Origin of the sequence: Pararhizobium sp. (genome assembly GCF_035497515.1) — a bacterium.
Taxonomy (GTDB): Bacteria; Pseudomonadota; Alphaproteobacteria; order Rhizobiales; family Rhizobiaceae; genus Pararhizobium.
In genome coordinates this window covers 1-23,056 of the sequence record NZ_DATJDJ010000012.1, presented here as the reverse complement: position 1 = coordinate 23,056, position 23,056 = coordinate 1, and the positions used below count along the sequence as shown (strand labels likewise).

Genomic DNA, 23,056 nt, shown 5'->3' with positions numbered 1-23,056 from the left:
TGCGGAACCACACTGCGTCCGGACGTTTCATCTGTGGAATATCGGCGGCCCGTGAAAGGAAGAGGAGCAGAACGAAACGGCGCTCGACAGATCATCCTCCGATGGGATGCTACCCGAAGTCGAGGACCAGCCAATCGTCGTGATCACGTGGCGCTGAAGGCAGCGACAAGAAAATGCCGGCAGCGAAGCAATATCCGCTCGACACGCATTCGCCGTGGGAAAACCGTCCGGCGTTTCCAATTTCAAGCCTGGATTTCATCCGGGATCGGGAAGATCAGCCGGGCGCGCGTGCCGGCCACATCCTTGTCATAGACAAGCGTGCCGCCCACCGTCGTCGCCATCGAATTGAGGATCTTGGTTCCGAGCCCAGTTCCCTTGGCGGGCTGTTGCGGATCGATGCCGATACCATCGTCTTCCACGAGCAGTTCGATCATACGGCCATCGCGACGTGATAGCCGGACCCTGATTTCGCCGGTGTGCCCGCTCGGATAGGCGTATTTGAAGGCATTGGTGACGAGTTCGCTGACGACGAGCCCAAGTGCGACGACCTTGTCCGTCGGCAATTGCGTGGCCTCCACCGAAAGAGCGACCGTATGCGGTCGCGCGTCGTCTCGCATCGAGGACTGGAGTTCGTCGAGCAGACTTTTCAGGTAGTCGTCGATATCGATCACGCCGACCTGGTTCTTGGCATAGAGATGACGATGAACATTGCCGATCGCGTGAATGCGGACCTGGGTTTCCTGCAGGGCAGCCAGGGCCTCGGGATCGGTGACCAACGAGGCTTGCATGCGCACAAGCGAGGCCGCGAGGCTCAAGCTGTTGGCGACGCGGTGATTGACCTCGCGCAAGAGAAGCCTGGCCCGGTCGCGTTCCTGATGCACCGCTTCCTGCGCGGCCGTCGTTTCGCGGCGAAACCGCGCCCGTTCCAAGGCTTGCCTCAGCGCCGTTCCGAGCACATCGAAAAACTCCGCCGATACGCTCTTCGTCACATAGTCGTCTGCCCCCCGTTTCAGTGCCTCGACCGCGATGCTCGCCTCGCCGGCCCCCGTCACATAGACGACCGGCGGATGGTCCGGGATCGCGATGATGGCGGGCAGGATATCGAGGCCGGTTTCGCCAAGGAGGTAATGATCGAGCGCGATGGCGTCCACATTCCCGGATTCCAGAACGGCCATGCCCGCTTGCCGGTCGAGCGCGGTCACGACGTGGAAACCCTGACGCGTCAGGTTCTTGCGCAGGAGGACGCCAAGCGCTTCATCGTCATCGATGTACAGGATGCGCATCTCGCCGTTGCCTGCATAGCGCTCCATCAGCACGCCTCCGGCACGGTCACCACGGAAAGGAAAAGACCGAGTTGCTGGATGGCGTTGACGAACTTATCGTATTGCATGGGCTTGGCGACATAGACATTGGCGCCGAGATCATAGCAGCGCTGGACCTCGACGGGATCGTCCGTCGTGGTCAGGACGATCACCATCAGCCGTTTCAAATGCTCGCTCTCGCGCACCTGGGCGAGGATATCCATGCCGGTCATGTCGGGTAGATTGAGGTCGAGCAGGATGAGGAGTTGCTTACCCTCGTGCGCCTTGCCCGTGCCATCCGGACCGAGCAGATAGGACAGCGCCGCCGTTCCGGTCACGAAGGGGACGATTTCATTGGTCACACCGGCACGGCGGATGTTCTTTTCAATCAGGCGAGCGTGGCCTTCATCATCCTCGATCATGATGATGACAACAGGCTGTAGACCAGTGCTCATTGCTCCCCCCTTTCCTTCACAAACCGCAGATCCGTCGCGAGGCTGACGACGAATGTCGTTCCTTCGCCCAGGGTCGATTTGACGACAACGTCTCCTCCGAGACGGCGGACCAACGCACGCACATGCGCCAGACCTATGCCTTCACCCGGCCTGTCTTGCGGACCCGAGCGCCGGAACAGTTCGAAAATCCGCTCCATATCCCGCTGCGCGATCCCTCTGCCGTTGTCGCTGACTTCGATCACGACCTGATCTCCGGCAATCGTGCCCGTCACACGGATCACCGGCGCGCGGGGCGCATGCGCGTATTTTACCGCATTGTCCAGAAGGTTGCCAAAAATTTGCTGCAGGGCAAGTCGATCGGACGAAATATGCGGCAGGTCCGGCGCGACGTCCACGCTGGCATTCGTTTCGTCGAGCCTGTGCTGAAGGTTGGCGATCGTCTCGGACAGCACGTCCGCAAGGCTGAGCCGCTCGGCCACCAGTTGCCGGCTGCCGGCTCGCGCCAGCCGCAGGATCTCGTTTATCAGATCGTCCATGCGCTTCATCGAGGAGCGGATGAACCCCAGCGCTTCGGGAATATCGACATCGGCGGCCTCGCACGCCTGCTTCTCGATCAACGCGTCGCGCTCGCCTTCCGGCCTTTTCACGAAATCGGCAAAGATAGCCGATGCCCGCTCCAATTCGGACGTGAAACCCATGATGTTGACCAGAGGCGCCCTCAAATCGTGACCGACAATATAGGCATAGCTCTGCAATTCACGATTGGCGCGTTCCAGATGCCGCGTGCGCTGGCCGATCCTGACTTCCAGCGTTTCATTCTGGTCGGCCAGCGCCCTGCGCGCTTCTTCGAGCTGAACGGTGTAATTGAAGATGACCCAGATAGCGCCGCCGACGAGCGCGACAAGCAGAACCGCGCCGCCGGCGATCGTGTACATCAACCATTCGGTGGCGTTGCTCAGCGCCCGGCGCCTCTGGAAACCGATATTGCCGGTGACGGCGTCGATCCGGGTCATGATCTGGTGGATCTCGTCCATCGCCAACTTGCCGGTGTCGGCCTGAACGACCGCGAGAGCCTCGGCATCGCGCCCCGCCGTCTTCAGCGTGATGGTGTTCTTCATTTCTTTGAACTTGACTTCGATCAGCAATTTCAGCCGATCGACGGTCGTGCCACTGATACCGACCTTGAGCATATCGCCGGTAATGCTGAGAAACTGGAGTTGGACGAGGACCTCAGCCCGCTTAAACGGAGAAAGATACTTTTTCTCACCGGCGAGAAGGTAACCACGCTGGCTGGTCTCCGCATCCTGGACGAGATTGTAGAGCAGTAGGGCGCGCGCATTGAGCCGCGATGCTTCAAGCGCCTGTTGCGAATGCTCGCGGGCATCATAGGCAAAGCGCAGGGAGATGAGCACAAGTCCGAGGAGAAGAACGGCGCCGGCAAACAGGATCAGCAACACGGTTCGGGAAAAGACCGAACGCCCGACCATCACCACCTGCCCCCACGCATGACGGTCAAGTCCCTCTCCCACCCGGATATTCCGTCTCGCTCTCGGCGCGAACGGATTAACCGAGCAATCCCCATGAACGTCTAGATTTTGAACGTACAGCGTCCGGAAAAAAAGAAAACCGTTTTATGTGCCGATTTGATCGGCACCGTCAGTATCTTTCCGGCGGGAAGACATGCAGCGTGAGTGAAAACAGGCCGAGGCCGAGAATAACGACGATGAGGGTATTGGCGACATCTTCCGAAGTCGCGGGCAGAACACCGAGACCGACAACAGCGCCGATCAGCAGGAACAGACAAATCCTTGGCAACCAGTACAGCATGACACGCCCCTTTATGATTGAAGATCATCCCGAGGGACCGTTCTGTTAACGGGACTGGCTCGTATTTGTTCCGCTTTATTGGCCTCGCAAACAAGAAACATTTGGAACGAGTTCCAAGTGATCCATCTCTCCCTCGCCGCGTATCGATCCGTATCAAACGACGGAGACGGTCATGAAGATGTTCATTGTTGACTGCCTCGGAATGACCGTGTCCGGCATGGCGCTCGCGGCCGAGGCGCACCAGTTGAAGGAAGCGGAGATCCGCAGCCAGATCATCGGCCGGACGATCTGTCTTGCCGCGCCGATGGGTGGCGAATTTCCACTTAATTGCCACACGTCAGGCGTCGTGGACGGCAGCGGCAAGGCGCTCTGTCCCGGCAAACTCGTCCAGCCGACCGACGAAGGCCATTGGTGGATCCAGTCCGACAAGCTCTGCCAGCAGTTCAAGGCCTGGTATGACGGCTCGAAGATGTGCTTCGACCTGACGGAAGCAGGCCCGGACAAGGTCAAATGGGTTCGCGACAACGGTGAAACCGGGATTGCCCGGATCGGCCACTGAACCCTGATCAATGAAAAAGCCGGCACCCCGAGAATGCCGGCTTTCTATTCAGGCTATCGCTGCGATCAGAGAGCGGCGATGACGATGACTTCGACAAGGTATTCCGGCGTTGCGAGCTTGGCTTCGCCCGTGGCGCGGGCCGGCGTATTGCCCTGCGGCGCCCAGGCGTCCCAGACAGCGTTCATCTTCGGGAAATCGACCATGTCGGCGAGCCAGATCGTTGCCGACAGGATGCGGCTCTTGTCGGTGCCGGCAAGCGCCAGAAGGCGATCGACGGATGCGAGGGCCTGCCTGGTCTGCTCGGCAACGTCGGAGCCGGCCTCGCCGACCTGGCCTGCGAGATAGACAGTGCCGTTGTGAACGACGGCCTGGCTCATGCGCGGCCCGGTTTCGAAGCGTTTGATATCCATCTTTCCATTTCCTCGTAAAATGCGGCGGACCGCAGTCTGAAATTGTCGTGACGCTGGCGCTTTATCGCAGATCGCCGGTCGGTGGAACCGCGATTGCGACATCGCGCCGCCGATCAGGCGGCATTTTTCCGGGCAAGGCGCGCCTTGATGCTATCGACGTCGGCGCGCGGCGTGGCCGCGAACAATGTCTTGGTATAGCTGTGCTTGGGATCGGCGAAGACCTCTTCGCGGTTGCCGTATTCCACTGCCTCGCCATAGTACATGACCATGACGTCATCGGCGATATAGCGCACCACCGAAAGGTCGTGGCTGATGAAGACATAGGTCAACTGGAACTCGTCCTGCAGATCGGCCAGCAGGTTGAGAACCTGCGCCTGGACCGACAGGTCGAGGGCCGAGACCGGTTCGTCGAGCACCAGAAGCCGCGGGTTGAGCATCAGCGCCCGGGCAATGGCGACGCGCTGCCGCTGGCCGCCGGAAAACATGTGCGGATAGCGTCCGTAATGCTTTTCCTCGAGCCCGACCTTCTTCAGCATGGCGAGCGCCTTGTCGCGGCGGTCGTCGGCCTTCATGTCGGTGTTGATGATCAGCGGTTCGGTCAGGATTTCGCCGATTTTCTTGCGCGGATTGAGCGTGCCGTAGGGATTCTGGAAGACGATCTGCACCTTGCGGCGCATGTCCGGCGTCAGCTTTTCCCGGGCGATATCCACCTTCTGGCCATCGATCAGCATGTCGCCCGAGGTTGCCGCGTCGATCATGGTGACGATACGGGCCAGAGTCGACTTTCCGCAGCCGCTTTCGCCGACGATCGCCAGCGTCTTGCCCTGGTCGACCGAAAAGCTCACGCCCTTGACGGCATGAACGGTCTTGCCCTTTTTCAGCAGGCTGCCCGGGATGTGGTAATCGCGGACAAGGTTTCTGGCTTCGAGAACATGGGTCATCGAACAGCTCCTGCAAAGATCTGGTCATCAGTGAGGAATTCCGCGATCGTCGGAAGACGGTCGCCGGTGGCGTTGTCCGGAAGCGCCGACAGAAGCGCGCGCGTATATTCGCTCTTCGGGGATTCGAACAGAGAAAGCACGTCCGCCTCCTCGATCTTGCGGCCCTTGTACTGGACGATGACGCGGTCGGCGGTCTCGGCCACGACGCCCATATTGTGGGTGATGATGATCAACCCCATTCCATGTTCGGCCTGAAGCCGCATCAGAAGGTCAAGGATCTGCTTCTGGATGGTCACGTCGAGCGCAGTGGTCGGCTCATCGGCGATCAGCAGCTTCGGATTGCAGGAGAGCGCAATGGCGATCATGACGCGCTGGCACTGGCCACCTGACATCTGGTGCGGGAAGTGGCTCAGTCGCTCCTCCGGGTTGGGAATGCCAACCAGCTCGAACAACTCGATCGCGCGGGCACGCCGTGCCGCCTTGCCGAGACCCAGATGGATGCGCAGGACTTCCTCGATCTGGAAGCCGACGGTGAAGCATGGGTTGAGGCTGGCGACCGGCTCCTGGAAGATCATGGCAATATCCTTGCCGACGATCTTGCGCCGATCCGACGCCGACAGGCCGAGCAGATCGATATCGTTGAACCGCAGCTTGTCGGCGGTGACCTTGGCTGTCCAGGGCAAGAGGCCCATGGCGGCGAGCATGGAGACCGACTTGCCGGAACCGGATTCACCGACGATGGCGAGGACTTCGCCGGCATTCACTTCCATCGAGACGCCATCGACGGCGCGGAACGGACCGGCCGCGGTCTGGAATTCGACAACGAGATTTTCGACTTCGAAAAGGGACATCAGGACCTCTTCAACTTGGGATCAAGCGCATCGCGCAGGCCGTCGCCCATCAGGTTGATGGCAAGGACGGTGATGAGAATGGCGAGACCGGGGAAGGTCACGACCCACCAGGCGCGCTGGATGAATTCGCGCGCTTCGGCAAGCATCGTGCCCCATTCCGGCGTCGGCGGCTGTGCGCCCATGCCGAGGAAGCCGAGAGCCGCCGCATCGAGGATCGCCGCCGAGAAGGCAAGCGTTGCCTGGACGATCAGCGGCGCAAGGCAGTTGGGCAGGATCGTCAGGAACATCAGGCGCATCGTGCCGGCACCGGCAACCTTGGACGCAATGACATAATCCTTGGTGCGCTCGGACATGACGGCGGCGCGGGTCAGGCGCACGAAATGCGGCAGGTTGACCAGCGAGATCGCGATCATGGCATTGAGAAGGCCGGGACCGAGAACGGCGACCAGAACCAGTGCCAGAAGCAGCGACGGGAAAGCCAGGATAATGTCCATCACCCGCATGATGATCGTATCGGTACGGCCACGGAAATAACCGGCGACCAAGCCGACGAGCACGCCGAAAATGACCGACAGGGTCACGACCACGAGACCGATGAACAGCGAGAAACGGGCGCCGTAGATCAGCCGCGACAGGATATCGCGCCCGACGGCGTCGGTCCCGAGCAGATAGGTCCACTGCCCGCCGGCGGCGACCGCCGGCGGCAGGAGAAGAACGTCGCGATTCTGGATGCTTGGGCTATGCGGCGTCACCAGCGGTGCGAAGATGGCGAGCAGCAGGATGATCGTGAAGATCACCAGGCCGATTACCGCGCCCTTGTTGCGCGAGAAATAGAACCAGAATTCGGCAAGACCGGATGGCGGGGCGGTCCCGGACGCAGGAACGGCGTTTGTATCGACAACAGCCATGGGACCCTCCTCAGTGTCGGATGCGGGGATTGACGAAGCCATAGAGCACGTCAACGATGAGGTTTACGACCATGATCACCGCAGCGATCAGCATCAGCCCGCCCTGGACGACCTGATAGTCGCGCTTGAAGACGGAATCGACCATCCACTTGCCGATGCCCGGCCAGGAGAAAATCGTCTCGGTCAGGATCGCGCCGGCCAGAAGCACGCCGACCTGCAGGCCGATCGTGGTAATGACCGGGATCAGGGCATTGCGCAGCGCATGCACGCCGATGACCCGGAATGGCGACAGGCCCTTCGAGCGGGCGGTGCGTACATAGTCTTCGCCAAGCACTTCCAGCATCGCCGAACGTGTCTGGCGCGCAATGACGGCAAGCGGAATGGTCGCCAGCACGATGGTCGGCAGGATCAGATAGGAGACGGCGGACTTGAAGGCGCCCGCCTGCCCCGAGATCAGACTGTCGATCAGCATGAAGCCTGTCACCTGCGGGAAGAAATACATCAGCGAGATGCGGCCCGAGACGGGCGTCCAGCCGAGATAGCCGGAGAAAAAGATCACAAGCAGCAGGCCCCACCAGAAGATCGGCATGGAATAGCCGACAAGTGCGGTTCCCATCAGCGTCTGGTCGAGCCAGGTGCCGCGCTTCACCGCTGCGAGGACGCCTGCGGGAACACCGAGTGCGACGGCCAGAATGATGGCGCAGAGCGACAGTTCGATCGTTGCCGGGAACAGTTGCAGGAAATCGTCGAGCACCGCGCGCTTCGTGACGATCGAACTGCCGAAATCGCCCTGCAGGAGATTCACCAGATAATCGAAATATTGCCTGTACATCGGCCGGTCGAGGCCGAGTTCCGCCATGATCTGCGCATGGCGCTCAGGCGACATGACGCGCTCGCCCGACATCAGCATGACCGGATCGCCTGGCAGAAGTCGAATGAAAGAAAACGCTATGAGAGATACCCCGATAAAGGTGGGTATCAGAACGGCGAACCGTCCGACGATAAAGCGCAACATGGGAGCCAATCCCTTCTTCTTGTTATTTTTAAAAACCGGCGGCCCGAATTTCGAGCCGCCGGCCACAACACACTCTTTTCGGCGTGTCTTTCCCTAACCGATCTTATTCGGCGATATCAACACCGTCGAAGATGAAATCACCGAGCGGCGACTGGACGAAGCCCGAAACCTTCTTGCTCATCGGCACGACGGCGAGCGAGTGGTCAAGGGTATTCCAGGGAGCTTCCCTCTTGAAGACGACCTGGGCCTGCTCGTAAAGCTTCGTGCGCTCGGCCACATCCGAAGTTTCCTTCGCCTTGGTCACGAGATCATCGAATTCCTTGTTGCACCACTGCGCGCGGTTGTTTCCGCCGACAGCGTCGCAACCGAGCAGCGTATCCAGGAAGTTGTCCGGATCACCGTTATCGCCGGTCCAGCCGAGGATGGCGGCGCCGTCGCGGTCCTTCGCGGAGGACAGCTTCAGATATTCGGCCCATTCATAGGATACGATTTCGACTTCGACACCGATCTTGGCGAGGTCGGCCTGCATCAGTTCGGCAGCCCGGCGTGCATTGAGCATGTACGGGCGTGCGACAGGCATTGCCCAGATCTTCATTTTCAGGCCGGTGACGCCGGCGTCCTCGAGCATCTTCTTGGCCGCGTCCGGATCATACTTGTCGTCTTCGACGGCATCGTTATACGACCACATTGTCGGCGGGATCGGGTTTTTGGCAACCGTTGCCGCGCCCTGGAAGACCGCATCAACGATGGCCTGGCGGTTGATCGCCATATTGAGGGCCTTGCGGACCTCGACCTTGTCGAATGGCGGAACCAGCGTGTTGTAGGCGAGATAGGAAACGTTCAGGCCGGCCTGTTCGGACACATGCAGGTTCGGATCGGCCTTCATTTCGGCGACATCGGCGGCGTTCGGGTACGACATCAGGTGGCACTCGCCAGCCTTCAGCTTCTGTGCGCGGATCGCGGCGTCGGTCGTGATGGCGAAGACGAGATCATCGATCTTCTGCTTGCCGCCCCAATAGTCCGGGTTGGCCTTGTAGCGGATTGCGGCATCCGGCTGATAGGCAACGAATGTGAACGGACCCGTGCCCAGCGGCTGCTGGTTCATCAGTTCCATCTTGCCGTCGGCCTGCAGCTTGTCGGCATATTCCTTGGAAACGATCGAGATGAAGGGCATGCCGAGGTTGGCGAGCAGCGGTGCTTCCGGGCGCTTCAGGGTGATCTTGACCGTCAGGTCATCGACCTTCTCGACCTTGTCGAGGACATCCGGCAGGCCCATGCCGGAGAAATATTCCCAGGAGGCGCCAGGAACATACTTGTTCCAGGGATTGTCGGCCTTGTACTGGCGCTCGAACGAGAAGATGACGTCGTCGGCGTTCAGTTCGCGGGTCGGGGTGAAATACTCGGTCGTCTGGAACTTGACGCCCTTGCGCAGCTTGAAGGTGTATTCCTTGCCGTCAGCCGAGATTTCCCAGCTTTCAGCCAGGGCGGGCTCAAGTTCCGTCGTGCCGCGCTTGAACTCGACCAGGCGGTTGTAGACGGTGTGGGCTGCGGCGTCGAAGGTCTGGCCACCGGTGTACAGGCCCGGATCAAACCCTTCCGGCGAGGCTTCAGAGCAGTAGACAAAAGTCTTCGACCATGCAGAACCGGCCATCAGGGTGGCGATTGCGGTTGCTGCGAGGAGAGTAGTGAGCTTTTTCATGAGCTTTGCTTCCCAGTTTTGTTCTTGTTCTCATATTTTTCTGACGCAGAAGCCGTTGTTTCCGGTCAAGGCCGGATGGAACGACATTTGCCCCGGCATTGCAATAAGCATCCGGAAAAATTTGTCCAATTGGAAAAATCATCCAGATCCGACAGGAGTGACGCTATACACGACTTTTTTGAATGGAGAACTGGCGAAAGACGAATCAAATAGTTCCCCCGGAGAATGTCAATCGCAAATTGCACGGATAGTTCCAAAGCGCTTCAAGTGACATAACACATTTGCGGGGCGGGGAGGACTGCCAAGCTTTTATCTGCCAGGCGGGGATAGATGAAAGCGACCATATGCAGTCCTCCCACTCGCCGCTCTCCAAAACGGCTTCACCTCCCGTTTTCGTTCGAAAACCAGTTGCTTGTGATGAATCGCACGTTAAACTGGTAGTCGCGGATTACTGTGGAGGACGGCCGCGTCGTGGCAACTCTTCTGAAAAATCACCGGCGATATCATTTTGACGGCGATCTGGAGAAAGCGCTCAATCGCGTCGATTTCTTCCGGATTTTTCACAGCATGTCGCTGCGGTTTGGTTTCGATCATTTCGGAATCCTGCAACTGGGGAATGAGGGCGACGCCTGCATGCTGTCCAATCGGCTTGCGCTCCATGACCTGCCGTCAGGTCTTGCCGAGGAATATGACAAGCGCCATCGCTTCGGCGATTCCGGCGTGTTCAAGAGCCTCCATACGTCCACCATTCCTTCCGTCTGGAAAGCCGGCGACCCGCATATGGGCGGCGGCGGCAATCTGCTCGACCAGCTCGGCTTCGAAATGCTGATGTGCGTGCCGGTAACCGGCATCAACGGCGCCCGCTATGCCGTGCTGTTCCTGGGCGATGGCGAGGATATCGAGCAACAGCAGCATTTCGAACTCTGCTACGACGCCGTCTGCGCTTTCGATTTCTTCTATCGGCTGGTCCTGTCCAACAAGGCGGGCCTTGGCCTTACGCCGCGCGAGACGGAAATCCTGCGCTGGATTTCCCACGGCAAGACCGCCAGCGAAATCGCGCTGATCGTTTCCGTCTCGGAACACACGGTCAATTCGCACACGGCCACGATCCTGAAGAAGCTGGACGTGGTCAACAGAACCCAGATGGTCGCCAAAGCAATCCGGGAGCAGATTATCCAATAAACAGAATCACGAAGCCCGCCGGTTGGAACCGGACACGATTTTCAATAGCCATTCCACCCAACGGAACAGCCACACCATCATGACCAACCCGATCCACATCCTTCTCGTCGACGACGATCCGGCCGAAAACCTGATCATGCGTGGAATCATGAGAAAGGTGACGAGCGCCGAAATTCACCTGCATTATTGTGAAACGATCGACGCGGCCCTGGACTTCATCAAGTCCGGAAAACCGGTCTCCATGGTGCTGATGGACAATCGGCTGCAACCGCAAGCCGATTTTCGCGAAACCGTCCCCGCCATGCGACAACAGGGCTTCATCGGCCCGATCGGAGTGATTTCCTCGTCAGTCGCCGATCCCTATTTCCAGAACATCGAAGACTATGGCGTCGATTTCCGTATCGACAAGGCTCAACTCGATCCGACCGCGATCGAATTCATCCTGCGGGAATATGTGACGAAGTCTTAAGGCGCATCATCCCCGACCGAACCGATCGGACAATAAAAAGCCCGGGCGAACCGGGCTTCCTGCTTTTCAGATATCCGCCAATACAAGGCCCAGCAACACCAGGCCCGGCTATCAGGCGGCCGCCGTCTTCGGGTGGGGCTGATGATCGATACCGAGCAGGAAATTGATCTGCGGCCGCGCCTTGACCAGGTCATCGATCGAATATTGCTGAAGCACTTCGAAGAAGGCATTCAAAGCCTTGCGAAGCGCCGAGTTCAGACCGCAACTATCGACCAGCGGGCAATCGATTTCACCGGCTTCGAAGCATTCCGCCATGGCGAAGCTGTCCTCGGTAACCTTGACGATGTCGAAGAGAGTAATTTCGGATGCCGGCTTCGGCAGGCGCACGCCGCCATTGCGGCCGCGCACCGTCTCGACCAGACCCGCCTTGTTCAAGGGCTGCAGGATCTTGAAGAGGAAGAGCTCGGAAACACCATAGGCCTTGGCGATTTCCGGGACGCGGCTGAGGCGGCCGTCATTGGCGGCGCAATACATCAACATGCGGACGGCATAATTCGTTTGCTTCGTCAGGCGCATTGCTTACTCCAGACTTCATAATCCCGGTTCGCCCATTCCCGGACGATACCTCTGTGAACTCGTGCGGACCATGGATCAGACAGCGAATCTGCCAATCGTCCGACGGTCGTGTCTCTCATATAGGACGGATGCCAGTTTGGAACAATTCCAAAAAGCAGAAATCATCTGGACGTGATCATGATCAGCTTCACGTGCCCTGCCCCCCCTGCGGAATAGCAAAAGCCGATGAAACGGATCGCATTCAACAACTGCATCGCACCGGTCAGTTTTCCGCCTTCTTGCGACGCAGTTCCGCTTCATAGGCGAGAATGGCCTTGCGCCGTTCCGGCGTACCGGGATGGGAGGAGAGGATACTGGTTTCCGAAGTGTCGCCGAGTTTCTTCTCGATGATATCGAAGAAGCGGGCGATCGCCGTCTGATCATAACCGGCCTTGTCCATCAGTTCGACCGAATAACGGTCGGCGGCGGCCTCGGCAGAGCGTGAATAGGAGAGCGCCAGAAGTCCACCGCCCTGAACCAGCAAGTCCTCGACGCTGTCACCGATATCGCCGGCGATCAGCATGATCAGGCCGGCCATCCCTGCGGCGCGGTAGATCTGCCGCAGGCTGTGCTCCAGTTCGACATGGCCGATCTCGTGCGCCAGTACGCCGATCAGCATTTCCGTGTCGTTGCCCGCCAGTTCGACCAGTTCATCGGTAATGATCAAGGTGCCGTCGGGAAGCGCGAACGCATTCGGGCCGATCGCCCCGCCCTTGCGGAAATTGAGCGTATAGGCCGAGGCGCCGCGCGCGGATTTCTCGGCGATCCGGGCAAAACCATCGGAAATCGCGCGCTTTTTCGCGTCATCCAGTGCCGATTTTTCGAGAATGGTGCGGTCCATGGTTTCCATCGTGCCGGCGGACATCAGGTCCGGCACGACCGGCGGAGTGACGGCAACCGCGACCTCGACCAGGAGCGGCAGCGCGAAACGATAGACGAGACCGGACAGCAGGAAGACGCCGACAACGAAGGCGATCAGCCGCGGCCGAAAGCCCTCCAGTCCGTGGATGAAGCCGACATTGCGGCGGCCGTTCGCCCGCAGGAGCCTGTCCACCGCATCATTGTCGGTCGTCTCGAACAGCGAGCCGTCCGGAAACTGGATGCGGCGAGGAATCGAGCCGACCCGATCCGAAATATCGAGCGTCGCGAAGCTGGATACGGAGAGGCGGGTGAGATCATTATCCGCGATTGCAACGATCTCCCCTTCCCTCTGGACAAGGCGGGCCGGCACCGAACGACTGGAATCGCGCGGATGCCAGTCGCCACGGATGAACGTTTCGGCATCAGAAGCCAAAATCGAAGCCCTCGAAATCCATGAATTCGGCGCCGACGGCCGATCCTTCCTGCTCAACCGCAGCCAGGACTTCGCCGACATCGCCATCGAAGCGGATGGCCGTATGCGCGTTGACATAGCGTGCCATGCGCACTGCCGCCCAAGGGCGCATCAGGCCGAGGGTCGCGACCGTGACGATGACGTTGGAGACGGCAATCCACACATATTGGAAACGCGACAGATCGCTCTTGAGGGCATGCTTCCCGTCGAAAACCGTCGAAGACCAGGCGATGTTGCGGACGCCGGCCCGATAGAACAACGCGGCTATACCGAAGGACAAGATGATCGCGATGTAACCGGCGGCGGCGAAAAACACCAGCGACGAGGTCATTTCCGGTGTCAGCCCACTGGAGTTGTCGACCAAAGCCACGATCAGGGGCAGGTTGATGAGTGCCACGGCGCCGATGACAAGTATGCCGAGAACGATGATCAGCGCCGAGAAAAACCAGGTCTGATAAATCTGGTCGAGTCTGGGATCGGTCGCAAACGACCGGCCGCCATAACGCAGATTGTTGCCGAGATAGCGATACATCCAGCGGCTGGCGAGCGGCGTCAGGATGCCGAGCGTGACCACAGCCAACATCGGGCCAAGCATGAAGGCCATGAAGGCGCCGCCCATCTTGCCAACGAAATCGAAGCGGATATTGCGATAGCTGGTGACGCGGGCGCTGAACCGCAGGCCGCGCATGATGAGCCAGGGAAAGAAGAAAAGGACGACGACCGCCAGCGCGATGCCTGCCAGCGGAAATGCGGCCAGAAGGATGTTGTAGACGACCAGATAGGCAAAGACGATCAGGCGGCCGATGAAAATTTGCTTGCCCTTGGCGTGATATTCGAAGGCGCGGCCAAGCAGCACCGTATTGCCATAGAAATAGCGGTTGCGCCGCACCTTGGCCCAGGCGGAATAGATGCCGATCGTGATGATCGTCAGGAGAACGTTGACGATCCAGATGCCGAAATATTCCGAGGCTCGTCCGGTGAAGGACAGCCGGTGGAACTGCTGCGATGCCGGTGGCAATGTTGCTGTCTCGATCGTGCTCATGGTCGCCCCTCTTTCGTTCTGTCCGATACACGAGAAGAACGGCCGATGATCCCCCGATATTCGGCCGCCGGTTCGAACTCTTAAACGGCGATAACGGTGGGTCAACCGCAAGTAGGCGATGGCCACAAAAAAGGGCCTCCATGAGGAGGCCCAATCGGGGAGAACCTGATTTTACAGGAGCTTACTTCATCGTCGGCATAACGAACTCGGCACCGTCCTTGATGCCGGACGGCCATCGCGAGGTGATCGTCTTGGTCTTGGTCCAGAACTTGATCGAGTCCGTGCCGTGCTGGTTGAGGTCGCCGAAGGACGAGGCCTTCCAGCCGCCGAAGGAGTGGTAGGCGAGCGGAACCGGGATCGGAACGTTGACGCCGACCATGCCGATGTTGATGCGCGAGGTGAAGTCGCGGGCGGCATCGCCGTCGCGGGTGTAGATCGCGACGCCGTTGCCGTATTCGTGCTTCATCGGCAGGTCGAGGGCTTCCTCATAGTTCTTGGCGCGGACGACGGAGAGCACCGGGCCGAAGATTTCCTGCTTGTAGATGTCCATGTCCGGGGTGACGTTGTCGAACAGGCAGCCGCCGACGAAGTTGCCGTTTTCATAGCCCTGCAGCGAGAAATCACGGCCATCGACAACGAGATTGGCACCGTCTTCGACACCCTTGTTGATCAGGCCGAGAATACGCTCCTTGGCTTCCCTGGTGACGACCGGGCCCATATCGGCCTTCTCGTCGGTGTAGGGACCAATGCGCAAGGATTCGACCATCGGTGTCAGCTTGGCGATCAGACGATCGGCGGTTTCCTTGCCAACGGGAACGGCAACCGAGATCGCCATGCAGCGTTCGCCGGCCGAGCCGTAGCCGGCGCCCATCAGGGCATTGGCGGCCTGGTCGAGATCGGCATCCGGCATGATGATCATATGGTTCTTGGCGCCGCCGAAGCACTGGGCGCGCTTGCCATTCGTCGCGGCCGTTCCATAGACGTAGCGGGCGATCGGCGTCGAGCCGACGAAGGAAACGGCGGAAATGTCGGAATGCGTCAGGATCGCGTCGACCGCACCCTTGTCACCGTTGACGACGTTGAGGATACCAGCCGGCAGACCGGCTTCGATCATCAGTTCGGCCAGGCGGATCGGCACGGACGGATCACGCTCCGAAGGCTTCAGGATGAAGGCGTTGCCGCAGGCGATGGCAGGCGCAAACATCCACATCGGGATCATGGCCGGGAAGTTGAACGGCGTGATGCCGGCGCCGATGCCGACAGCCTGGCGGATCGAATACATGTCGATGTTCGGGCCGGCGCCCTCGGTGAATTCGCTCTTGGAAAGATGCGGAATACCGATGACGAATTCGCAGACTTCGAGGCCGCGGATGACGTCGCCCTTGGCATCGTCGATGGTCTTGCCATGCTCGCGCGACAGCATTTCTGCCAGCTCGTCCATGTTGTCGTTGAGGAGCTGAACGAACTTCATGAAGACGCGGGCGCGGCGCTGCGGGTTGGTGGCAGCCCATTTCGGCTGGGCAGCCTTGGCGTTCTGAACCGCTGCATCCATTTCCGCGTCGCTGGCAAGCGCCACGGTGGCCTGGACTTCACCCGTTGCCGGGTTGAAGACATTGCTCGTGCGGCCGCTGGTGCCGGCAACGCGCTTGCCGTCAATGAAATGACCGATCTCGTACATGGTGATCCTCCTGATCTCTTGATTATGGCCGGAGTGTCGCACTACAATATGCACAAATCAACACGCGATATTCAGGAACCGTTGTGCATAAATTAAAGTCAAATTTCGGAGCGTCAAATGAACAAGCAGGATGAACGGATAATCCGGATCGCGGAGTTGGAGATCGATTCGACCCAGCTTGCTGAATACCGCACGCTTCTGACAGAGGAGATCGAGGCTTCCATTGCGATGGAACCGGGCGTGCTGATGCTGCATGCCGTCGCCGAACGCGAGCGGCCGGAACGGATTCGTATCCTCGAAGCCTATGCCAACCGACAGGACTATGAAGCCCATATCCGGACATCGCATTTCCTGAAGTACAAGGAAGGCACGGCCGAGATGGTCAAGGCTCTCCGGCTGGTGGATGTAGATCCCATCGCCCTCTGTGCAAAGACTTCCCATGAACTGGGATGATGTTCGCGTTTTCCTGGCCGTCGCCCGCAGTGGCCAGATTCTCTCGGCCTCCAAGCGGCTCGGGCTCAATCATGCGACGCTCAGCCGGCGGGTGACGGCGCTGGAGGAATCGTTGAAGACGCGGCTATTGATCCGGCGGACCAATGGCTGCGACCTGACGGCGGAGGGCGAGATATTCCTGCATGCCGCCGAACGCATGGAAACCGGGATGCTGGCGGCCCAGGCGCAGATCGGCCGCATCGATACGGTGATCGCCGGGACAGTCCGCGTCGGCGCGCCCGACGGTTTCGGCGTTTCCTTCCTGGCGCCGCGTCTCGGCAGGCTGACGGCCCGGTTTCCGGAACTGCGCATCCAACTGGTGCCGGTGCCGCGCTCGTTTTCGCTGTCGCAACGCGAGGCCGACATCGCCATCACGCTGGAACGGCCCGACCAAGGGCGGCTCATTTCCTCGAAGCTGACGGATTACACGCTCGGTCTCTATGCCTCACGGGATTATCTGGCCTCCCATGGCGCACCGGAGACAGTCGAGGACCTGAAGGCGCACCGACGCATCGGCTATGTCGAGGACCTGATCTTCACGGCGTCGTTGAATTTCACCGGCGAGGTGATGCGCAGCTGGGATGCGTCCTTCGAAATCTCCAGCGCCACCGGCCAGACCGAGGCTGTCCGCTCCAGCGCCGGCATCGGCATCCTGCACAATTACATCGCCCGGCAATATCCGGAACTCGTCCGCGTCCTGCCGGAGACGACAATCCGGCGCGGCTACTGGACGACCTATCACGAAAGCGCCCGCGACCTCGTCCGCGTCCGCACCGTCGTCGATTTCCTGCAGGAACTGGTGACCGAGGAACACCATATTTTTCTGTAGGGTGGTTTCGATTGAAACGTTTCACTCAGTCTGGAATTGAGAAGGTCGCTGGCGATCGGAATCCGTCATCTTTCCCCATGAAGGGAAGGTACGATAAAATTCTGGAGGGGTGTGAGCGGATTGAAATTAGGGTTTATCAGGTTCCCTAAACCCTCTAAGTGGCTAATTTTCCAAAAGGAAAAATGGTACGGTTGGGGGGTCTCGAACCTCCGACCTCAGGTGCCACAAACCTGCGCTCTAACCAACTGAGCTACAACCGCACAAAAGAAAGCGGAACAGACAAGGTCGTGTCCGCTTTCCGGGTCCAAATACGGGCAGTCGGTCCTTTTTGCAAGACATAACTTGCGCCCGCACATGAAAAAACCGGGTGATGGCTCACCCGGTCGATCGTCAGGGCCGCGCCGTGCGGGCCAGCACTGGTAGAAATCAGGCCTTCTTGAAGCCGGAGAAAGCCTTTTCGGCGGCGTCCTTGCCGGGCTTGGTCACGGTTTCGGCGACCTGGCGGGTGGCTTCCTGCATCGACTTTGCCTGCTCCATGGCAAGCTCGGCCTGCTTGCGGATGAAGGCCGTCTGCAGTTCGAACAGTTCGGAGACGGACTTGACGCCGATCAGCGCTTCCAGGTGCGAGAGCGAGCTCTCGGCATTTGTGCGCAGCGCTTCGATGGCCTTGAGGCCGAGCGCGACGGAGCCGGACTGCGCGCTTTCGAGCGTCGCTTCGACGGTCTTGGTGGCGTCTTCGGCGGCGGTCTTCATCTTGGCATAGGCGTCCTTGGACTGGGCAGCACCCTTTTCCGCGAAGTCGCGGAAGGTTTCGGTGACCTTTGCCGGGTCGAACGAGGCAAGCGAAAAGACGTCGTCGGTTTTCTTGGTAGCCATGATCAGCGCTCCTTGTTTGGGCCCTCTCCTGAGGCACCCCGATTTGGTGATAACGATCATATAAGCGATTTCATTGTGCGTTGCAACATATTTGTGCATCGCACAATTCCATAAAATGCGCGGTATTAACCTTCCGCCGCGAAAGGCTCGTGGGGCCGGGCTTGTCTTCTGGACCCATGGCGCCGCGGCGGTTATTAATAGACTGTTAACAATCCCGTCCGCGTGGCGGTTTTTGAAGCCAGGTCAGCCGATGCCCGCAAGATCGTATCCCTTCATCGACATCGCCGTTCACGAACGGGTGCGGGAGCATTTTGCGCGCGGCGATGCCGCCGTGCTGTTTTCACCGGATATGAACCAGGTGCTCTGGTCGAATGGCGAAGGGGCGAGCCTGTTCGGCCTGCCCTCGATCTATGATTTCATCGACAGTGGCGCCAATCGCGGCGATGCTGCCTATCGCCAGATGGAGGCCGCCGCCCGGCAGCTGGAGCGCAGTGGCGACAGGCGCGGCTTCCTGATGCGCATCGCCTCGGGCTTCCAGCGCGCTTCCGTCAATGCCTCGGTCGAGATGATCACCGTGCGTCCCGGCGAAACCGCGATCCTGTTTGCCGCGCCGCGCGGCGGCAAGCCGCTGAGTGCGCAGGATCGCGCCGCTCGGATGATCTCCGGCTTCGATGATCCCGATACGCATATGGCCGTGCTCGACGGCGACGGCGCGATTCTTGCTGCCTCGCCGGGTTTCGCCGCGCTTGCCATGACGCCGCAGACCTGTCGCTCGCTGGTCGGCGCCGTTTCCCGCGACAGCGACTGGCTGCTGAAACGCCCGATCCCGACCGGCAAGGGCCACCTGCCCGCCGCCATCGGCAAGCTGTCCGACAGCCCTGCTTTGCACCTCCTCTTTGCCGTCGAAACGATCCTCGGCAATATGGACGCCGGCTCGGATTTCCAGGAGATCGACGGATCGGAAACGGCGGCTCCAGCGTCTGGGTCTGCCGTAGCTGAGACGGCATCCGCTGTCATGTCCGTGGCAACCGTGCCGGACGATGTCATTGGCGGCATTGGCGAGATCGAGGAGATCGAGGCCGAGAACGAGAATTTCGCTGAAGAGCCGAAGGCGGCGGAGACCGATGAACAGGTCGCGGATCTGCCGGGCGAAGATGTTGCCGCAGTCGCCATGTCGGACAGTGCCGAGACGGATGACAATGCTGCGGGCGAAAGACAGGGTTTTGCCGGCCTTGCAGATGAAACGGCCAAGGATGCAGCCGCAAGCATCGGCAGCACCGATGCGGAACCGATGACCGGGGAGGCTGCAGCCGAAGCTGAGGCAGACTCCGGGATCGCAGAAGAAGCAGAGAGCGCGCCAAACACGCCGATCGGGGACGTGGCTGTCTCTGCCGAGACGGAATCGCCGGAAACCGCCAGCGCGGGGGAAGGCGACATTGCGGAGGTTGTGGCGGAGAGCGACGAAGGCGTCGTCACCGATGGAATCGCGGCTCTCGACAGCGAGACGACCGAAGCCGTGCCTGTCGTTCTCGCAGGAGATGGGCCTGCTGAAACCACCGATATGACCGACAGCTTCCGCTTCAATCCGAACAGCCGGGCGATCCGCTTTGTCTGGAAGATCGACGCCGATGGTCGCTTCAGCGAGATTTCCGGGGAATTCGCCACGGCCGTCGGTCCGAAGGCGGCCGATGTGGGCGGACGGAGTTTTACCGAGCTGGCGGAGCGTTACCATCTCGATCCCGACCACACGATCGGCGAACTGTTGAAGCGGCGCGACACCTGGTCGGGCAAGACCATCCTCTGGCCGGTCGAGGGCACCAGCCTGCATGCCCCGGTCGATCTGGCTGCCCTTCCGACCTATTCTCGCAATCGTGAGTTCGATGGCTTCCGTGGCTTCGGCATCGTCCGCGTCGCCGATGCAGTCGAGGACGAATTCGCCATGGGCCTGACATTGGCGAACCTCGCCGCTCCCGTCGAGGAGCCGGCGCCCGTCACATCCGAAGAGGTGGTCGCGGAGCCGGTCCCCGAAACGGTCGAGGATGCACCCGTTTCGGAAGATACCTCCGCGAGCGAAAACCCGACAGTCGAGGAGGCAACGCCAGAGCCAGAAGCAACGTCAAGAACAGAGACAGCCGACAACCAACAGCCCCTCGATAGTCCTGCCAGCGGACAACCCGCCTTTGGCGACGAAGACCCCTTTGCCGGGCTCGACAAGACGCGCGCCGCCGCCGACCTGTCGCCGGAAGACCCGTTCCGTGGCGAGCGGCCGGCATTGAAGCTGGTTGAAACGCGGGGCCGCCGCGCCTCCGACAAGATCGTCACGCTCGACCACCACCGGCCCCAGGGCGCGGAGACCTTGACCCGCACAGAACAGGCCGCCTTCCGCGAAATCGCTCGCCAACTTGGCGAGCCCTTTGGCAAGCGGCCGAATGATGCGGTCACAGGCGCGGAAACGCCTGTTGGCGAGGGCCGGTTCGATGGCATCGCATCGAAGACCTCGCAGACGCTCGACGGAGATGATTTTGCCGATCTCGATGCTGTGGCCGCATCCGCCGAAACCGCGGCCGCCGGACCGCCGGCGCCGATCGTGCCGGCGCGCACCAGCAGCAACAGCAGCCTGACGCGGGAAATGCTCGACAATCTGCCGCTCGCCCTTCTGGTGCATGGCGGCGATGAACTGTTCCACGCCAATTCGGAATTCCTGGCGCTGACCGGTTATGCCGATCTCGACGGGTTGCGTGAGGAAGGCGGCATCGATGCGCTGTTTGCCGGCGACGAAGACGGCCTGCTCGACCAGCCCGACGGCACGATGATGGTGATCCGCAATGACGGCCATCTCGTGCCCGTCACCGCCCGGCTTCAATCGATCCGCTGGGAAGACAAGAGCGCCCTGATGATGGCGCTGTCCGCCGTGCATGAACCGCCCGCTGCCGCCGCTGCCGCCACCGAGAGCCAGCCGGCGGAGGTCGAGCCGGTCAGCGAACCCAACGCCGACATAGAGGCGCTGCGGATGGAAACGGAGGAACTGCGCTCCATCCTGGAAACCGCGACCGATGGCGTGGTCGTGGTCGGTTCCGAGGGAGAGGTCCGCTCGCTGAACCGCTCGGCAAGTGCGCTATTCAATTATGACGACGGCGAAATCCGCGGCAAGCCGTTCGCGACGCTGTTTGCCCATGAAAGCCAGAAGGCGGTGCTGGATTACCTCTCCGGCCTGTCCGGTCACGGCGTCGCCAGCGTGCTTAATGACGGGCGCGAGGTGATCGGCCGCGAAGCATCCGGCGGCTTCATCCCGCTGTTCATGACAATGGGTCGCCTCTCCTCCTCCAATGGCTTCTGCGCCGTCATCCGCGACATCACCCAGTGGAAGCGGACGGAAGAGGAACTGCGCAACGCCAAGCGCGCCGCCGAAACGGCAAACGCCCACAAGAGCGATTTCCTCGCCCGCGTCAGCCACGAGATCCGCACGCCGCTCAACGCCATTATCGGCTTTTCCGACATGATGGCGAGCGAGCATTTCGGCCCCATCGGCAATCCGCGTTATGTCGAGTATGCGGGCGATATCGGTCGCTCCGGCCGGCATGTGCTCGATATCGTCAACGACCTGCTGGATATCTCCAAGATCGAAGCCGGCGAGATGGATCTGGAATTCACCGCGGTCGAAATCAATGACGCGGTTTCGGAGGCGGTTTCGCTGGTGCAGCCGCAGGCCAACAGCCAGCGGGTGATCATCCGCACGTCGCTGTCCGGTTCGGTTCCGAACGTCGTCGCCGACAATCGCTCGATCAAGCAGATCGCGCTCAACATCCTGTCCAACGCCATCCGCTTCACGCCCTCGGGCGGGCAGATCGTCGTCTCGACGGCCTATGAGGCAAACGGCAGCGTCATCCTGCGCATTCGCGACACCGGCGTCGGCATGACCCGGGCCGAGCTTGAACAGGCGATGAAACCCTTCCGTCAGGTCACCACCGGCGCCCGCAAGCGCGGTGACGGCACCGGCCTCGGCCTGCCGCTGACGAAGGCGATGGCGGAGGCCAACCGGGCGCATTTCTCCATCAACTCGGCGCCGAACGAAGGCACCCTGGTGGAAATCGCCTTCCCGTCGCAGCGGGTGCTGGCGAACTGACGGGAACCGGCAAACATCGGAAACAGCAGGCAAAAAAAGAGGCAGCTAAAAAGCTGCCTCGATAATTGAATGCTAAAACAGGTGCTCGAGAAGGTATGACATCATGTCCGTTCCGGCATCTCTGCCGAAAGCCAACCCTCACATCGGGTGGCCTCAAGTTGAGATCACCATGCGCCGCCATTCGTAAACAAAACCTTTCCGCCGACCCCGCAAATTTTACGCATTTGCAGCAATGAAGAAACCTTTGGTTAATTCCGCAGGCCCGAAATCCTTAACAAACGGCGGTCAGCTTTCAAGCTCCACGAGGTCCGCATAGAGGTCGAGCGCCTCGGGATTGGCAAGCGCTTCCTTGTTCTTCACCGGCCGGCCATGGACCACCTCGCGCACCGCAAGCTCGACGATCTTGCCCGACTTGGTGCGGGGAATATCGGTGACTGCGATGATCCTGGCC

The 23,056-nt window shown here is 60.2% G+C and carries 22 protein-coding genes and 1 tRNA gene; 7 read left to right on the top strand and 16 right to left on the bottom strand.

The genetic code is table 11. The features are described 5' to 3' along the window. Window positions 1-242: 242 nt before the first annotated feature. From VL202_RS01035 to VL202_RS01020, 4 genes are all read right to left on the bottom strand, one after another. Window positions 243-1,310 (bottom strand): sensor histidine kinase, encoded by a 1,068-nt coding sequence (locus VL202_RS01035; RefSeq protein ID WP_325462334.1) that lies wholly within the window; start codon window positions 1,308-1,310, stop codon window positions 243-245. Next, complete coding sequence (locus VL202_RS01030) at window positions 1,310-1,756, bottom strand: response regulator (protein WP_325462333.1); 447 nt, start codon at window positions 1,754-1,756, stop codon at window positions 1,310-1,312. Before VL202_RS01030 ends, VL202_RS01035 begins: the two co-directional genes overlap by 1 nt. Beyond that, window positions 1,753-3,285, bottom strand: coding sequence for a sensor histidine kinase (locus VL202_RS01025; protein WP_325462332.1), 1,533 nt, complete (start codon window positions 3,283-3,285; stop codon window positions 1,753-1,755). The genes VL202_RS01030 and VL202_RS01025 overlap by 4 nt, the downstream gene beginning before the upstream one ends. Before the next feature lie 127 nt (window positions 3,286-3,412). Beyond that, the gene (locus VL202_RS01020; protein WP_325462331.1) at window positions 3,413-3,583 is read right to left on the bottom strand and encodes a hypothetical protein; all 171 of its coding nucleotides are present in this window, start codon (window positions 3,581-3,583) and stop codon (window positions 3,413-3,415) included. 172 nt (window positions 3,584-3,755) lie between these two features. On the opposite strand from VL202_RS01020, the gene VL202_RS01015 reads away from it, so the two are divergent. Then, window positions 3,756-4,142: a hypothetical protein gene (locus VL202_RS01015; RefSeq protein ID WP_325462330.1), complete on the top strand. Its 387-nt coding sequence runs from the start codon at window positions 3,756-3,758 to the stop codon at window positions 4,140-4,142. 65 nt (window positions 4,143-4,207) lie between these two features. On the opposite strand, the gene VL202_RS01010 is transcribed toward VL202_RS01015, so the two are convergent. From VL202_RS01010 to VL202_RS00985, 6 genes are all read right to left on the bottom strand, one after another. Beyond that, complete coding sequence (locus tag VL202_RS01010; RefSeq protein WP_325462329.1) at window positions 4,208-4,552, bottom strand: RidA family protein; 345 nt, start codon at window positions 4,550-4,552, stop codon at window positions 4,208-4,210. Window positions 4,553-4,665: 113 nt separating this feature from the next. After that, entirely contained in the window at window positions 4,666-5,493 is an 828-nt protein-coding gene (locus VL202_RS01005) for a dipeptide ABC transporter ATP-binding protein (protein ID WP_325462328.1), read from the bottom strand. Then, on the bottom strand, window positions 5,490-6,344 hold the full coding sequence (locus VL202_RS01000) for an ABC transporter ATP-binding protein (RefSeq protein WP_325462327.1): 855 nt from the start codon (window positions 6,342-6,344) through the stop codon (window positions 5,490-5,492). The genes VL202_RS01005 and VL202_RS01000 overlap by 4 nt, the downstream gene beginning before the upstream one ends. Beyond that, window positions 6,344-7,252 carry an ABC transporter permease subunit gene (locus VL202_RS00995; protein WP_325462326.1) on the bottom strand — a complete coding sequence of 303 codons (909 nt, stop codon included), beginning with the start codon at window positions 7,250-7,252 and terminating at the stop codon, window positions 6,344-6,346. Before VL202_RS00995 ends, VL202_RS01000 begins: the two co-directional genes overlap by 1 nt. A 10-nt stretch (window positions 7,253-7,262) precedes the next feature. Further along, a complete protein-coding gene (locus VL202_RS00990) occupies window positions 7,263-8,267 on the bottom strand; it encodes an ABC transporter permease subunit (protein ID WP_325462325.1) in 1,005 nt (334 codons plus the stop codon). A 103-nt stretch (window positions 8,268-8,370) separates the two neighbouring features. Then, window positions 8,371-9,966, bottom strand: a complete 1,596-nt coding sequence (locus VL202_RS00985; protein WP_325462324.1) for an ABC transporter substrate-binding protein — start codon at window positions 9,964-9,966, stop codon at window positions 8,371-8,373. Here VL202_RS00985 and VL202_RS00980 point away from each other — a divergent pair. From VL202_RS00980 to VL202_RS00970, 3 genes are all read left to right on the top strand, one after another. After that, window positions 9,965-10,237, top strand: a complete 273-nt coding sequence (locus VL202_RS00980) for a hypothetical protein (protein WP_325462323.1) — start codon at window positions 9,965-9,967, stop codon at window positions 10,235-10,237. The genes VL202_RS00985 and VL202_RS00980 overlap by 2 nt on opposite strands. A 200-nt stretch (window positions 10,238-10,437) precedes the next feature. After that, the gene (locus VL202_RS00975) at window positions 10,438-11,148 is read left to right on the top strand and encodes a helix-turn-helix transcriptional regulator (protein WP_325462322.1); all 711 of its coding nucleotides are present in this window, start codon (window positions 10,438-10,440) and stop codon (window positions 11,146-11,148) included. 79 nt (window positions 11,149-11,227) lie between these two features. Further along, complete coding sequence (locus tag VL202_RS00970; RefSeq protein WP_325462321.1) at window positions 11,228-11,617, top strand: response regulator; 390 nt, start codon at window positions 11,228-11,230, stop codon at window positions 11,615-11,617. A 111-nt stretch (window positions 11,618-11,728) separates the two neighbouring features. Here VL202_RS00970 and rirA read toward each other — a convergent pair whose 3' ends face one another. The 4 genes from rirA to VL202_RS00950 all read right to left on the bottom strand — a co-directional run bounded on the left by rirA (window position 11,729) and on the right by VL202_RS00950 (window position 16,285). After that, on the bottom strand, window positions 11,729-12,193 hold the full coding sequence (rirA, locus tag VL202_RS00965) for an iron-responsive transcriptional regulator RirA (protein ID WP_325462320.1): 465 nt from the start codon (window positions 12,191-12,193) through the stop codon (window positions 11,729-11,731). Window positions 12,194-12,455: 262 nt separating this feature from the next. Then, window positions 12,456-13,526 (bottom strand): M48 family metallopeptidase, encoded by a 1,071-nt coding sequence (locus tag VL202_RS00960; protein ID WP_325462319.1) that lies wholly within the window; start codon window positions 13,524-13,526, stop codon window positions 12,456-12,458. Beyond that, on the bottom strand, window positions 13,516-14,607 hold the full coding sequence (locus VL202_RS00955; RefSeq protein ID WP_325462318.1) for a YjgN family protein: 1,092 nt from the start codon (window positions 14,605-14,607) through the stop codon (window positions 13,516-13,518). The genes VL202_RS00960 and VL202_RS00955 overlap by 11 nt, the downstream gene beginning before the upstream one ends. A 181-nt stretch (window positions 14,608-14,788) precedes the next feature. Further along, window positions 14,789-16,285: a CoA-acylating methylmalonate-semialdehyde dehydrogenase gene (locus VL202_RS00950; RefSeq protein WP_325462317.1), complete on the bottom strand. Its 1,497-nt coding sequence runs from the start codon at window positions 16,283-16,285 to the stop codon at window positions 14,789-14,791. 117 nt (window positions 16,286-16,402) lie between these two features. Between VL202_RS00950 and VL202_RS00945 the strand changes: the two genes are divergently transcribed. After that, window positions 16,403-16,738, top strand: coding sequence for a putative quinol monooxygenase (locus tag VL202_RS00945; protein ID WP_325462316.1), 336 nt, complete (start codon window positions 16,403-16,405; stop codon window positions 16,736-16,738). Continuing rightward, window positions 16,725-17,606, top strand: a complete 882-nt coding sequence (locus VL202_RS00940; RefSeq protein WP_325462315.1) for a LysR family transcriptional regulator — start codon at window positions 16,725-16,727, stop codon at window positions 17,604-17,606. Before VL202_RS00945 ends, VL202_RS00940 begins: the two co-directional genes overlap by 14 nt. 183 nt (window positions 17,607-17,789) lie before the next feature. Here the strand turns inward: VL202_RS00940 and VL202_RS00935 are convergent. Then, window positions 17,790-17,866, bottom strand: a tRNA-His gene (locus VL202_RS00935). 166 nt (window positions 17,867-18,032) lie between these two features. Continuing rightward, a complete protein-coding gene (locus VL202_RS00930) occupies window positions 18,033-18,482 on the bottom strand; it encodes a phasin (RefSeq protein ID WP_325462314.1) in 450 nt (149 codons plus the stop codon). A gap of 250 nt (window positions 18,483-18,732) precedes the next feature. Here VL202_RS00930 and VL202_RS00925 point away from each other — a divergent pair, with 250 nt between their 5' ends. After that, window positions 18,733-22,605, top strand: a complete 3,873-nt coding sequence (locus VL202_RS00925) for a PAS domain S-box protein (RefSeq protein ID WP_325462313.1) — start codon at window positions 18,733-18,735, stop codon at window positions 22,603-22,605. The last annotated feature ends 451 nt before the right edge of the window (window positions 22,606-23,056 follow it).